The sequence below is a fragment of the Campylobacter sp. JMF_04 NA10 genome (assembly GCF_027737655.1).
GTDB lineage: Bacteria > Campylobacterota > Campylobacteria > Campylobacterales > Campylobacteraceae > Campylobacter_B.
Genome location: NZ_JAOVTZ010000002.1, coordinates 240220 through 253648 on the forward strand (window position 1 = coordinate 240220; position 13429 = coordinate 253648).

General features: G+C 41.9%; 13 protein-coding genes. 7 read left to right on the forward strand and 6 right to left on the reverse strand.

Going from position 1 to position 13429, the window contains the following annotated elements:
• Positions 1–14: 14 nt before the first annotated feature.
• Positions 15–1358: an anaerobic C4-dicarboxylate transporter gene (locus OFO12_RS04120; protein ID WP_270868255.1), complete on the forward strand. Its 1344-nt coding sequence runs from the start codon at positions 15–17 to the stop codon at positions 1356–1358.
• Positions 1359–1408: 50 nt separating this feature from the next.
• Here the strand turns inward: OFO12_RS04120 and OFO12_RS04125 are convergent, their stop codons facing one another.
• Together OFO12_RS04125 and OFO12_RS04130 are read right to left on the reverse strand one after the other, a co-directional pair.
• Positions 1409–2359: a hypothetical protein gene (locus tag OFO12_RS04125; RefSeq protein ID WP_270869575.1), complete on the reverse strand. Its 951-nt coding sequence runs from the start codon at positions 2357–2359 to the stop codon at positions 1409–1411.
• Positions 2356–3687, reverse strand: coding sequence for an SH3 domain-containing C40 family peptidase (locus OFO12_RS04130; RefSeq protein WP_270869576.1), 1332 nt, complete (start codon positions 3685–3687; stop codon positions 2356–2358). The genes OFO12_RS04125 and OFO12_RS04130 overlap by 4 nt, the downstream gene beginning before the upstream one ends.
• 55 nt (positions 3688–3742) lie before the next feature.
• On the opposite strand from OFO12_RS04130, the gene OFO12_RS04135 reads away from it, so the two are divergent.
• Positions 3743–5086 (forward strand): ATP-dependent DNA helicase, encoded by a 1344-nt coding sequence (locus tag OFO12_RS04135; RefSeq protein ID WP_270869577.1) that lies wholly within the window; start codon positions 3743–3745, stop codon positions 5084–5086.
• A gap of 669 nt (positions 5087–5755) precedes the next feature.
• On the opposite strand, the gene OFO12_RS04140 is transcribed toward OFO12_RS04135, so the two are convergent.
• A complete protein-coding gene (locus tag OFO12_RS04140; RefSeq protein WP_270869578.1) occupies positions 5756–6634 on the reverse strand; it encodes an aminotransferase class IV in 879 nt (292 codons plus the stop codon).
• A gap of 87 nt (positions 6635–6721) precedes the next feature.
• Between OFO12_RS04140 and OFO12_RS04145 the strand changes: the two genes are divergently transcribed.
• From OFO12_RS04145 to OFO12_RS04165, 5 genes are all read left to right on the forward strand, one after another.
• Positions 6722–7225 (forward strand): hypothetical protein, encoded by a 504-nt coding sequence (locus OFO12_RS04145; protein WP_270858980.1) that lies wholly within the window; start codon positions 6722–6724, stop codon positions 7223–7225.
• 83 nt (positions 7226–7308) lie between these two features.
• Positions 7309–7629 (forward strand): ArsR/SmtB family transcription factor, encoded by a 321-nt coding sequence (locus tag OFO12_RS04150; protein ID WP_270869579.1) that lies wholly within the window; start codon positions 7309–7311, stop codon positions 7627–7629.
• A 91-nt stretch (positions 7630–7720) separates the two neighbouring features.
• Positions 7721–8611 carry a radical SAM protein gene (locus OFO12_RS04155; RefSeq protein ID WP_270869580.1) on the forward strand — a complete coding sequence of 297 codons (891 nt, stop codon included), beginning with the start codon at positions 7721–7723 and terminating at the stop codon, positions 8609–8611.
• 41 nt (positions 8612–8652) lie between these two features.
• Complete coding sequence (locus OFO12_RS04160) at positions 8653–8949, forward strand: radical SAM protein (protein WP_270869581.1); 297 nt, start codon at positions 8653–8655, stop codon at positions 8947–8949.
• Positions 8950–9026: 77 nt separating this feature from the next.
• Positions 9027–9323 carry a hypothetical protein gene (locus OFO12_RS04165; RefSeq protein ID WP_270869582.1) on the forward strand — a complete coding sequence of 99 codons (297 nt, stop codon included), beginning with the start codon at positions 9027–9029 and terminating at the stop codon, positions 9321–9323.
• A 40-nt stretch (positions 9324–9363) separates the two neighbouring features.
• Here the strand turns inward: OFO12_RS04165 and OFO12_RS04170 are convergent, their stop codons facing one another.
• From OFO12_RS04170 to mltG, 3 genes are read right to left on the reverse strand one after another with little or no spacing between them, the layout of a single operon-like run.
• Entirely contained in the window at positions 9364–10245 is an 882-nt protein-coding gene (locus OFO12_RS04170) for a lactate/malate family dehydrogenase (protein ID WP_270869583.1), read from the reverse strand.
• Positions 10245–12428: an NADP-dependent isocitrate dehydrogenase gene (locus tag OFO12_RS04175; protein WP_270869584.1), complete on the reverse strand. Its 2184-nt coding sequence runs from the start codon at positions 12426–12428 to the stop codon at positions 10245–10247. Before OFO12_RS04175 ends, OFO12_RS04170 begins: the two co-directional genes overlap by 1 nt.
• Positions 12429–12443: 15 nt before the next feature.
• Entirely contained in the window at positions 12444–13400 is a 957-nt protein-coding gene (gene mltG, locus OFO12_RS04180) for an endolytic transglycosylase MltG (RefSeq protein ID WP_270869585.1), read from the reverse strand.
• Positions 13401–13429: the final 29 nt, after the last annotated feature.

The window sequence follows — 13429 nt, forward strand, 5'->3', positions numbered from 1 at the left end:
CAAAGGAGTCTTGCATGGATATTATGCTATTTGTCCAACTAGCCGTATTGCTAGCTGGTATTTACCTAGGCGTTCGCTTAGGCGGCATGGGCGTCGGATACGCCGGTGGTTTAGGTATCGTCGTTATGGCGATTATCGGTATGAAGGTGGAATTCAAAGATATTCCAGTAGATGTTATTTTGATCATCGCATCAGTTATTTCAGCGATTGCTGCTATGCAAGTTGCAGGTGGTTTGGATTATTTGGTTCAGATTGCGTCTAGAATTTTGCGCAAACACCCAAAACAAATCAATATCCTAGCTCCGACTGTTACTTATATGCTAACAATCCTAGCTGGTACTGGTCACACTGCGTTTTCTATGATTCCAGTTATCGTAGAGGTTGCTAAGGGTCAAAACATCAAACCAAGCGCACCACTAGCGCTTTCAGTTGTATCAAGCCAAGTCGCTATTACAGCTTCACCTATTTCAGCTGCGTTCGTAGCTATGACAGGTGTTGTTGAGCCACTAGGTGTAAGCTATCCAAAACTACTTTTCATTTGTATTTCAACAACATTTGTTGCTATGATTGTTACAGCGATTATTGTAAATACATTTTTCAAACTAGACCTTTCATCAGATCCAATCTATCAAGAAAGATTAGCAAAAGGCTTAGTTGCAGAGGTTAAAGTTACAGAATACGCTGAGCCAAAACCATTTGCAAAACGCTCAGTTGCTATTTTTGCTATCGGTGTTTTGATTGTCGTTGCTTACGCTCTTGCTATCTCAAAAAGCGTTGGTTTGGTCGAAAAACCAATCCTTTCTCGCGACGCTGCTATTATTAGCTTTATGCTTACAATCGGCTTTTTTATCACAGTTTTGTGCAAAGTCGATACAGGCAAACTATTACAAGCAAACACTTTCCAAAGCGGTATGAGTGCTTGTATCTGCGTCGTAGGTATCGCATGGCTTGGAACTACATTTGTTAATGGCCACATCGATCTTTTCAAAGATGTAGCGAAAAATATCGTTAGCAACTATCCATTTGTTCTAGCTATCGTTTTATATTTCCTAAGCTGCTTGCTATATTCACAAGCTGCAACTACAAAAGTTATGATGCCAGCAGTTGCATTAGCACTTGGTATGACTAGCCCAGAGACAGCTGGACAAGTTTGGGTTTTGGTTGCTTCTTTTGCTGCTGTATCAGGTCTTTTCGTATTACCTACATATCCTACAACTTTGGGTGCTATCGCTATGGACGATACAGGCACAACAAGAGTTGGAAAATATGTATTCAATCACAGCTTCTTCATCCCAGGAACTATCATGGTCGCGCTATCAGTAGCGTTAGGCTTCTTAGTAGCTCCTGCCTTAATTTAATACTAATTTCTTGCAGAATTTATTCTGCAAGAAATTTTAAATTTTAAAATTTAATTTTTTTGAAAAATTTCTTCAAAATTGTAAATTTGCGATAGTATGTATGAGAGCATATCTGGCGTAACATCGAGTTTGTAATCGTATTTGGAAATCAAATTTAACTCCAATGCCAAATCGCTAATTTTAAGATTATCTAAAAGCAAATCAGGCGCGAACAAATCGCCATTAAATTTTACCACGCCCTGCTCCCCCGTGTGAATAAGCGCAAAAAGGCTTTTTAACTCCTCGTATGTTTGCACGCTTTCTAGCGCTCCACTTGGCAAAAGCTCGTTATGCGAAGCATAAATCGCGAAAATTATCCTATCGCAAAGCTTGTTTAACGCCTCGCTTAGCAAAAGATGATTTAAGCTCTCGTTTTGGATACACATATCCTCGAAAAGCGACATACGAAAAATTTTAAAATTTCGGTAAAGTTTGCTAGAAATGTCTTGTTCGCGATACGCCGTGCGCTCCCTCATCGTCACTGGGATACCGGATTTTAGGGCGTTGTAATTTAGCAGTGCGTAAAATTTGCAAAATTCCAAAAAGTCCAAATCTTCAAAATAAAAGCTCTGCCACTGCGCTTCGTAATCTAGGTAAAATCTCAAAATTTTTTTATCTGTGATGATGAGATATCTGGCCTCCTCATGCTCGCCAAGCCTAGCAAACGCCCTTGGAATAACCAAATTTTTATCAGGGTTTTCCTCGTTTAAAATTTCGATTATTCCTATGACCCTGCCCTCATCTATGATATGCGCACCATAATCCATAAATTTCATACCCTCATCAGGCAGATATCCCAAACACGCCCCAAAAAGCCCTAGCAAATACTCATCGTTTTTGCGTATCGCGCCAGCCTTTTTGTAAAATTCACAAAACCGCTCCCACGCGATATTTAAATGAAGTCTATCAATATGGGTTTGGGCTTCGATTAAAAGATTGTCATTGTAAAGTTTCGATCTCATTTTTCTAGTCCAAAAAGTTCTCGTATGCTAACCCCGTCATCTTCGCTAAGCACGCTAAATGCGCTAATACGCGAGATTAGCAGTCTATCTTCTGCGATATCAGCCCTATCCTCGCCTATGCTTAGCGAGGTAATCGCCGTTTTGCCAATCACCGCGCGCTCTTTATTCATACGCCTTAGCCCCCAGACATTGTGAAGCACGGCTGGCGCGCCCTCTATCTCGCCTACATAGAGCATTACATGCCCTGGCATATAAATCACGCTCGCATAAGGTTTGGCATGTGTTTTTATCAAATTTAGCTTCTCGCTCGCACTCAAATTTGCTAGCGAAAATGTCCTTCCACGCTTTGATTGCGCCTTTGAATTCCTTGGGAGCCAAAGCCCAAAATTCGCCAAAAAATCCTTTGTCAGTAGCGAGCAATCGCGCAGCAATTTGTATCCGCCCCAGCCATATTTTTGCCCTATCAGGCTTGCGCTGATTAGTTTTGCATTTTCGCTATTAAGCTCGGCTGGCCAAATTCTGGCAAATTTATCCTCCACAAAATACGCTCTCACGCCCTCTTTGCTAATCATCTTGCCACCATATAGCCCGCCACCAGCGAAATCATACGGCAAAATCGTCCCCGTGCGCGCTCTAAAAATTTCACGCCTACTCTCGTCATAAATCGGCGCATTATCCTGCAAAATCGCTATAAATTTCGAATTTTTATACGCGCTAGCGCCGTTTATCCCCATTTCTTGCACATCGCTAGCCCTCACCCAGCCCCACACGCCGTCATTTTGCACGAACGCCCAGACGCCGTCTTTGCTAAAATGCGAGATAAAAAGCGGATATCCCACGCCAAGAGCGGAATTTGCCGCATAATCAAAAGGCTCGCCCTCGCCCGGCTCGCTAGGATCGCCGAAAATCGGCATATCGCTTGGAATATTTCTTAGCAGAGTGTTTTTTACAGTAATTGCTGGGATATTTACGCTACCAAGGGCTTTTTTGTTCGCATTTTCGTGCATGGCATCATACACAGCTTGCGGGTAGATGTTTCCCCCTAGATCAAAATGCCTGCCCTTAGCGTAGTTTAGCCCCCAAAATGCGTCCTTTGGGCTAGCGGTGATTTTTTCAGCGTCCCAAACGCGAAAATACCTTTCCTTAAAATTCTCCCCGCTTGCCACACTTTGGGCGCTCACAGGTGGCAAAATTTCCGCACTTTGCTCAAATTCCAATGCCAAAACCTCTGGATTTTCGGGGATAAATTTGGATTTTTGTGGCGCGTGTGAGGCACAACCAGCCAAAATCCACATAAATGTTATAAATATTAAAATTTGCCTTCTCAAAACTACTACCTTTAAAAATTTTTGGCTATAATTTTGCCAAAAAACAGGATAAAATTTGATTAATTTCGTATCACAAAAGCTCAAATCACAAAATGTATTTATCACAGGCGGTGGCGGTGTAGGCAAAAGCTATGTCGTCAAAGGCGTCATCGAAGAGTTTCGCACTCACGGCAAAATCGTCATCGTGCTAGGCTCAACTGGCATTAGTGCCGTAGAAATCGGCGGTGTAACCTTGCATAGTTTTTTTAAATTTGGCATTAGCAAAAATTTCGAAGAGCTAAAAAAATTAGACCGCTCGCAAAAAGCCAAAATAACTGAACTCAACAAAATTCTCTCAATTACTGATTTAATTGTGCTTGATGAGATTTCAATGGTCGGCGCTGATGTCTTTGAGATGATCGAATATCGCCTCGTAAAGTCCAAATTTAGCGGTCATTTGCTAGTAACGGGAGATTTTTATCAACTCCCGCCAGTCGTCAAAAAAGACGAACTAAGTGCTAGCAAACAAGGCTCGCTTTTGCGTATGAGCGAGTATGCCTTTGGCACGCACGCATGGGAGGAGATGAAGTTTTTCTACATAGAAATGCTAGGTTCTAAGCGCACGGACGATGAGAGTTTGTATGAAATTTTATCGCAAATCAGGCTTGGCAAAATTAGCGAAAATTTAGCCAAATTTTTAGCGAATTTAATCACTCCGCGTGAGAGTTTAGATGATGATGCGACCATAATCTCTGGACGAAATGCCGAGGTCGATGCGATAAACGAAGCTAGGCTTGGTGCGCTAGATTCGAGGCTGTATCTGTGCGAGGGGCTGTGCGAAATCCACGAAAACTCTTACGATGATAATAAAATTTCAAAATGGCTAAATTCGCTAAATTTAAGCCAATCCCTGCGCCTAAAAGTCGGCGCAAAAGTGCTTTTTACGATGAATAAATCAGGCGAGTTTTACAACGGCGAAAGTGGCGTGGTAGAAAATATCGAGCTAAACGGCTTTGGCGAAATCGAATCTATCGTAGTGCGCAAAAAATCAGGCGCCTTCGTGCGAGTCGAGCGCGCGGGGTATGATTACAGCGAGATTAGAGCGGACGAGGACGAGGCGAGCGATTTTTTAATCGCGCGGTATTATCAATTCCCGCTAAAACTCGCCTACGCGATCACAATCCACAAATCCCAGGGTATGAGTATCGAAAACCTAGCCTGCGATATCGATAGGATTTTTGCCAACGGCCAGCTCTATGTCGCGCTCTCACGCGCCACGAGCCTAAATGGCTTAAAAATCCTCTACACGCGCAAAGAGGGTCTTTACGCCTACCTTTCGCGCATAGTCAAAATCGACAAAGCCGTGGTGAAATTTTACGAAGAAAATGAATTTTTTAAAATTTATAATCAAATTTTGTGAAATTTTGCATTAGATTTATTGTTTTTAATCTTTATGGCGGGCAAGGATACCCACCATAAAATAGCTTCTTTTACTATTTCGTTGATATCATATACAAATAAACTAAAATATTCACTATTACAATTCCAAATAGATAAAAAACAGGTTTATAAATATGAACTTGCGATATTCCGTAACTAGCGACATAGCCACAATAATAGCAATATGAAATTATAAAACTCAACCACATAAAAAGCATGGTAATTTTTAATAACTTTATGAGTATTTTTTTGTATGCAACTCGTTTAAAAAATGCAGAAATTAAAATTCCAAACAATGAAATTATCATCAAAAACCATGTGAAAAAAACAAATAAAATAACCTGAAACGGCATATATAAAAATAATTCGTATGGGATTATATAGCCTAAAATCATCTCTACAATATCTAACATAGTTTTTCCTTGAAATCCAAATTTTAAGCACCATAGAGCGGAGATACTTGCTTGTCGCTATGCCAAACAAGAATTTCTGCCATGCAAAATCAAACAAAATCAAAAATCAAAATTCCAGGCGCAGTATTTATGGGTTGCGAAGCGAAATTTTAGAATTTTGAATTTTAAAAATTTGATTAAATTTGCCAAATTTTGCCCAAATTTAAATAAAATTCGAGCAAAATTTCAAAGCAAAATTATAAAAGCCCAGCTTGTTCTTTTAGGTGTTTGGCGTAGCGCTCGCGAATTAGCGGGGTAAATTTGCCGATTTTACCGCCATTTATCGGCTTGCCGTCGGCTTTGATGACAGGGATTGCCATCAAAGAAGCTGCGCTGATGAAAACCTCGTCTGCGCCATAGACTTCCTCCATGCTAAACGCCCTTTGCTCGACTTTTAGCCCAAGCTCGCCCGCAAAGCCCAAAATCACCTTGCGTCTAATGCCCGGCAAAATGTCTTGCGATAGCGGCCTAGTAATCAAAACGCCGTCTTTTATGATAAACGCGCTCGAACTCGAACACTCAGTCACCAAGCCGTCTTCTACCAAAAAGCACTCGAAAGCCCCAGCCTTATGCGCTAGGTGCTTTGAGATACACTGCGCTAGAAGCGAGATTGATTTGATATCGCGTCTATGCCAGCGAATCTCAGGCAGGCTTACGATTTCGATACCTTTGGTGCCAAGTGGATTATCGAAAATCACTTTCGAAAAGGCATAGGCAAACACAGTCGGCTTCGTATCAGTATAGTCGAAGTCCCTAAATGCCGCACCACGCGTGATTTGCGTATAAACCACGCCCTCTTTGACGCCGTTTTTGGCGATGACTTCGTTTAAAAACGCCTCGTATTCTTCGTGAGTATATGGGATTTTAAGCTCGATTTGTGCGACAGAATTTTCAAATCTCTCCCAGAAATCGGCTTTATCGCAAATTTTGCCATTTATCACGGGCGCAGCTTCATAAATGCCGTCCCCTAGCATGAAACCGCGGTCAAATGGGCTTATCGCAGCGTCCTTGGCACGCACGATTTCGCCATTGATATAGACAAAATCATCATTATTCATATTGGCTATCTCAAACATTACGCTCTCCTTAAATTTAAAAGGTGATTTTATCTTATAAAAATTAAAATTCAGATATAATGGCGCCAAATTTGACAAGGAAAAAAGATGAATAAAAACTGCAAAGACAAAATTTTAAATATTATGTTTCATATCTCGGATAAACCTGTGCTTTTTCGCGATTTATTGGAGGCAAACGCTGAGTTTAACGACGGTATGCTAGTAGATCCCGCTAAGCTAAATTTCAGATTTAATTATGGTCGCTCGTATGCGATTTTTGGGACATTTGCCTTTGTTTTCGTGATGTTTGCCATAGGCATTACTCACCTGCTTTTTACCAAAATCGACTTTCACTTTTCCATACTTTTTACCATTTTGCTGACCTCTGCTGTCTTTATCGGATTTGACTGCTTTAAGGCATGGGGACGCAAGGAAATCACTAAAAATTTAATCCAAAAAGCTTGGGCAAATCACTTTTTGTATTTTCCATACGAAAAATACTCCAAACCTGTCGAAAAAATCTACAACGAAGCCCTTAAAAACGATATCGCCAAACGAGATTTAGAACAATATGTCCTAAATAAAATAGTCGAAATCAACCCAGAAGAATAAAATTTTAAAATTTGAGATATTTTGATATATTGACAATTATCGAAATGTATGATAAAATCTCGCGATTTTAAAAAAGGTAAAAAATGAAAATTGATGTAATTGAAATTTGCAAAGCACTAAACAACGAAACTAGACTAAATATCCTTAACTGGCTCAAAAACCCTGACGCAAACTTCCCACCACAAGGCAATTCGCTTGGCGAAGTAGTCGATCTAAAAGGCGGCGTGTGCGTCAGCAGTATCCAAGAAAAGGCAGGTCTGTCGCCTTCTACCGTGTCAAACTACCTCGATATGCTCCAAAGAGCTGGGCTTTTGCTCTGCGAAAGACACGGCAAATGGACATATTATCGCAGAAACGAAGAGGCGATAAAAGAGCTAGCTAGCTATATAATCAAAGAGTTGTAACCCGAATTTTATAAATTTTCAAATTTTACTTTTTTTGAATTTACATTTCGAAAATCATAAAAATATCGAATTTTAAAAATAAGGAGAAAAAATGAACTACAACGGCACAATCTACCGCCCACCAGTGGAGGCAAACACCCTTTTACTCCCCATTACAGAGGGCTGTTCGCACAATTCTTGCTCGTATTGCAATATGTATGCAAATGTGAAATTTCGTATGCTAAGCCTTGCGCAGGTCGAGGAATTTCTATCCGAAATCACCAAATTTCACGGCTCATACGCGAGGGAAGCGACGCGCATTTACCTAGTAGGTGGCAATCCATTTGCGCTAGGAACGAAAAAACTTTTAGCGCGAATCGAGCTAATCAAAAAATATTTGCCAAATATCAAAACTATCACAATGTATGCTAGGATCGATAACATCGCCACCAAAAGCGACGAGGAATTAATCGCGCTAAAAGAGGCTGGCGTAGATGATTTATACATCGGCATAGAAAGCGGTCTTAACGCCGTAATGCGAAATTTAGGCAAAGGTTACGACGCAGATGATAGCAAAACTCAGTGCCTAAGGCTAAATAAAATCGGCATTTCGCATTGTGATTTGCTTATGCTTGGCACGGCTGGGCGTGGCATGGCAAGCGAGTCTGCACGAGCAATGGCGAGGTTAGAAAACGAAATCAAACCAAGCAAAATTTTGCTAAACACAATGACCGCGTTTAAAGATACGAGGCTAAATGAGCAAATTTTAAACGGCGAATTTATCCCAGCCAGTGAAAAGGAAATTTTAGAAGAAGAGCGCGAATTTATCGCAAATTTGGAGCTTGAAGGCACATATTTTTGGGCATTGCACCCGTTTGATAGCGTGAGAATTGACGGCATGCTTAATACTCACAAAGAAAAAATGCTAAGCAAACTAGACTTTGCAATCAAAACTATCGGCGAGAAAAATTTAAACAGAGTGTCGATTGACGGAAGATTATAAAGGAGATACCAAGCGTTTTTGGCGCACCAAAACGGATATTTTTGCAGGGCGCAGACGGCTTTGCGGCTAGTTACGATACGCTAATGAGAGTCGCCGAACTACTTCACAAATATGTCCCAAGCGTGAAAAGTATCGGCGGATACGCTAGAATCGATAATTTCTACGACAAAAGCGCCGAGCAGATTCGAAATTTAGCCGCCGCAGGGTTTGCCGACCCATACATCGGCGTCGAATCTGGCGATGATATCGTGCTCAAAAAAATAAACAAAGGCTACACGAGCGCGCAAGCAAGGGAGGTTTTAGAAAAGCTTGACGCTGCGGGATTTAAATTTTTCTAAACGGTGCTGGCGGGCACGACTACGGACTAGCTAATGCCAGGCTCACTGCCAAACTCTACTCTGGCTTGCACCCTAGCATGATAAATACCTCAATGCTCACCGTGGTGCCTGGCACGCCACTTTACCGCGCTATGCAAAAGGGGCTTTACACGCAATCGAGCGAAATGGAGAAGTTAGAAGAGATTTACGAATTTATCCATTGCTTGGATAATGATACGATTTTTATGAACGAGCACGGCTCAAATCTCTTTCATGTCAAATGCGAAATTCCGCGCGAAAAGGAAAATTTGCTAGCTTACATTAAAAAATTTATGCAAAACAGCGATGAAAAAAAGCTTAGCGAGTATCGCAAAATGATAGTTAGGGCGTTTTGAAATTTAGGCAAATTTGCGTTTTTGCAAATTTGCCACGAATTTAAAATTCAAGCTCTCTTATGCTTTGCCCCATTTTGTTATATTTTTTCTTAAATTCCAACGGATACTCGAATTCTAAGGGTGTTGCGCCGTTTTTGCCGATACTCACAAACCTGCCAAATGGCACGCCATTTTCATCTACCACAGAGCAAATTAGGGTTTTATTATCATCTGCAATTATGCTTTTTATGATTTTTACAATCCCGCCAGCAGGGGCGAAATACGCCGAAGTGCCAAGCAGGCTAACGACGCTTTTGCCACTATTTAGGGTATTTTGCGAGGCAGCGTTTAAATCAGTAGCTGAAATTTTAGCGTTTATCTCGTCCTTTAAAATCACCATTTCATCGTTGTGAGTGCCCACCACTGGGGCATTTAGAGCCGAAATTTTATCCCCGCTAAATTTCGCAATCTCAAATTTCAGCCTCGCACTATCTAGCTCGCCAGCCATGCCGATGACGCGACTAGGGGCAAAATTGCTTGCTTTTTGCGCGCACAAAACCATTAAATCAAGCGGATTTGTTACGATGATGATTATCGCATTAGGGGCGAATTTGGCTGTGTTCCTCGCGCACTCGCTCACGATTTTAGCATTTGCTCTTAGCAAATCTTCCCTGCTTTGCCCCGCTTTTCGCGTAAGCCCAGCCGTGATTACGACGATATCTGCGCTCTTTAAAAGCTCTGGCTCGCTTCCAGCGCACACTCTCATATCGCACTCGCAAAGGCTCGCTAAATGCGCCAAATCCAGCGCCTTACCGCGCGCGATATTTTCTGCGATATCCACAAGCGCGATTTCGCTGATAGATTTGGCTAAATTTTCATTTACAATCACATTGTTTGCGACATTTGCGCCGATATTTCCAGCTCCGATTATTGCTATTTTCATTAAATTTCCTCTATGATTTTGTTTAAAATTTTGCTTGGGCGCATGATTTTTTGCATTTTGTCAAATTCCAGCATAAAATATCCGCCAAAATCCACGCCTTTGCCCTGCCCTGCGTTTAATTCATCTAAAATTTCCGCCTCGTTTTCGCTAAATTTTGCATAAATTTGCTCGAATTTTGGCTCGAATTTAGCCAATTCTTCCGCCCAAAATTTAGCCAAAAAATAGTGGCTTGCACGAATATCATTTTGCCCTACTTCGCGGCTTGGGGATTTTGCTTCATTTAAATACCTAAAAATAGCCGCATTTAGCGCATTTGCTAGGGTTTTTGCTTTTTTGTTTTGCTCTTTTTGCGCTACAAATTCCAGCGCCTCACACAGCGCCATAAACTCGCCCAAACTATCCCAGCTAAGGTGATTTTGCTCCCTCATCATAGCCACCAAATCCGGCGCAGTCCCACCAGCACCCGTCTCAAACATCGCTCCACCCTCCAAAAGTGGCACGATTGAGAGCATTTTCGCGCTACTTCCAAGCTCCAAAATCGGGTATAAATCGGTCAAATAATCGCGCAAAATATTTCCCGTCGCGCTTATGACATTTTGCCCGCTTCGAATAATCTCGTTTGTCTTAATTACAGCTTTATACGGATCTAAAATTTCAAAATTTGCGCCCTTAAATTCGGCATTTTGAGCGATTTGGCTTAGCAAAATTTCTTTTATATTTCTATCGTGCGCCCTAGCCTCATCTAGCCAAAAAATCAGCTTCTCGCCACTGATTTTAGCGCGCGAAAACGCTAAATTTACCCAGTTTTTAATCGCTTTTTCTTTGGTTTGCGTCATGCGAAAAATATCGCCTTTTTGCAAATCATACGCAAAAACTACTTCGCCATTTTCGCTTACAACCTCGATACGCCCGTCATTTTCCATGATAAAGGTCTTATCGTGCGAGCCGTATTCTTCGGCTTTTTGCGCCATTAATCCCACATTTGCCACGGCTCCGATTTTAGCAGGGTCCAAAAATCCGTGCAAGCGCAAATCCGCAATCATCGCCTCGTAAATTTTAGCGTAGCTTCTATCAGGGATCGCCGCCATTGCTTCGCGCATTTGCCCGCCTTTGGTGCGTAGCTTCCCGCCGTTTCGTATCATCGCAGGCATCGAAGCGTCGATTATCACCAAATTTGGCATATCGAAATTTGTCGTATTTTCGTCGATATGATAAATTTCGGGCAAATTTGCAAACGCTTCGTCAAATTTAGCCTTTATTTGGGCGAAATTTGGCGAATTTTTTATTTTCTCAAAAACCGCTTTTAGCCCGTCGTTTGCATTTATGCCAAGGCTTTTAAACTCATCTTTAAATTCGGCGAAAACCCCATTAAATAGCACGCTCACAAATCGTCCGAAAATCACAGGATCGCTTACCTTCATCATCGTAGCCTTCAAATGCGCGCTATACACAAGCCCGCTTTCTTTGGCTTTTTGCGCGCTAGCGGCGATAAAATTACCAAGCTCGCTCACGCTCATAAACGCGCTATCTACGACCTCGCCAGGTTCGATTTTTAGGGTTTTTAGGCAGGTTTTCTCGCCACTAGCGCAAGTGAAATTTATGCTTAAATTTGCACCATTAGCGAAAATTTTCGATTTCTCAGAAGCGTAAAAATCGCCCCCGCTCATGCTTGCTACGCAGGTTTGCTCACTCCCGCTCCACTGGGCACTCCACACAGGATTTGCCCTAGCGTAGTCTTTGACGCTTTTTGCGGCGCGTCTGTCTGAGTTGCCCTCGCGAAGGACTGGATTTACCGCGCTTCCTAACACCTTTGCATAGCGGGCTTTGATAGATTTTTCCTCGTCGCTTTGCGCGTTATCTGGGTAGTTTGGCAAAGCATAACCTCTTGCTTGAAGCTCGCTAATGCAGGCTTTTAGCTGTGGAAGCGAGGCTGAAATATTTGGTAGTTTTATGATATTTGCGTCGCTACTTTTGGTCAAATTTGCCAAAAACGCCAAATCATCGCTAGTTTTTTGCTCCTCGCTTAAATACTCGCTAAAATTCGCCAAAACCCTGCTAGCAAGCGAAATATCAGCCGTTTTCACCTCGATATTTTCTGAGCGCAAAAACGCCCCAATTATCGGTAGTAGCGAGTATGTAGCTATGGCTGGGGATTCGTCCGTGTAAGTATAATAAATCGCCATAATCTCTCCTTTTTGTTATTTTGCGCTTCGCGCAGCTCTGACATTGCGCTCGTGCTCGACCTGTGTTTTGGCAAAATCATGCAAGCCTGTTTTTTTATTTCGCATGAAATATAAAAATTCAGTGCTCGCTGGCGCAAAGACCGCTTTTATTGCATTTGGCGAGACCACGCACACAGGCTCGTGTGGCAGGCCGTCATTTAGATATGTGTTGTAGTGGCTAGTATCGGTGCGGATACGCGCTGGCGTAACCCTAGTGTGCGAATACAGCCCGTAATTTAGCGTGCCGTCCATTTGAAGTCGCATGCCGATTTTTAGGCGGTTTTCAATTACTGAGGCTACGATTGGCATTTCATCAGCGTTTGCGGCCTCTTTTTGTATAATCGAAGCCTTAATTAGCGCCTCTTTATAGGCTGTATCGTTGCAATCGGCGCAGTGTTTTTCTCTAAATTCGGCGTGAAATTTATTCGCACTCGCGCTTAAAATTTTAATGATATTTTTTTCGTTTTCGTTTTTATTGATTTTATAGGTCTCAGGCACCAAAAATCCCTCATAAAACGGCGCAGTTGCGTTGTATTCGCTCTCTAAAATTTCAAAACTTAACGCGCGAGATTTGGCTAAATTTTGCAAAAATACTATCGTGGTCTCGCCAGGAATTAGCTTGATTTCGTTCATCACAGGCTTTGCGTGAGCTAGCTCGTATAAAAATCTATATTTTGGTAAATTTTCGCTACTTAGCTCCAATTCACCGGTTTTTGCGCCACCATAAAGCGAGAGAAGTCTAGCGTGAGTCTTGCCAAATCTCGCCCCGGTCCCCAGCGAAGATAAAATTTTTACCGCGCTTCCTTGGCCTACTGCGACGATTTTTGGGTTTTGCGCGCTTTGGTGAAAATCCCAGAAAATAACTGCTACGAAAATTAGTAAAATTTCAACTACAAAAGATAAAAAACGGATAAGCCTGCCCAAAGATTGCATAATTTTCCTTAATCAAATTTTGCGAAATT

Coding starts and splice junctions, on each gene's coding strand:
- mltG (WP_270869585.1), bottom strand. CDS start 13,400: ATGCAATCTTTGGGCAGGCTTATCCGTTTTTTATCTTTTGTAGTTGAA.
- OFO12_RS04170 (WP_270869583.1), bottom strand. CDS start 10,245: ATGAAAATAGCAATAATCGGAGCTGGAAATATCGGCGCAAATGTCGCA.
- OFO12_RS04165 (WP_270869582.1), top strand. CDS start 9,027: ATGATAAATACCTCAATGCTCACCGTGGTGCCTGGCACGCCACTTTAC.
- OFO12_RS04120 (WP_270868255.1), top strand. CDS start 15: ATGGATATTATGCTATTTGTCCAACTAGCCGTATTGCTAGCTGGTATT.
- OFO12_RS04150 (WP_270869579.1), top strand. CDS start 7,309: ATGAAAATTGATGTAATTGAAATTTGCAAAGCACTAAACAACGAAACT.
- OFO12_RS04175 (WP_270869584.1), bottom strand. CDS start 12,428: ATGGCGATTTATTATACTTACACGGACGAATCCCCAGCCATAGCTACA.
- OFO12_RS04125 (WP_270869575.1), bottom strand. CDS start 2,359: ATGAGATCGAAACTTTACAATGACAATCTTTTAATCGAAGCCCAAACC.
- OFO12_RS04140 (WP_270869578.1), bottom strand. CDS start 6,634: ATGTTTGAGATAGCCAATATGAATAATGATGATTTTGTCTATATCAAT.
- OFO12_RS04145 (WP_270858980.1), top strand. CDS start 6,722: ATGAATAAAAACTGCAAAGACAAAATTTTAAATATTATGTTTCATATC.
- OFO12_RS04155 (WP_270869580.1), top strand. CDS start 7,721: ATGAACTACAACGGCACAATCTACCGCCCACCAGTGGAGGCAAACACC.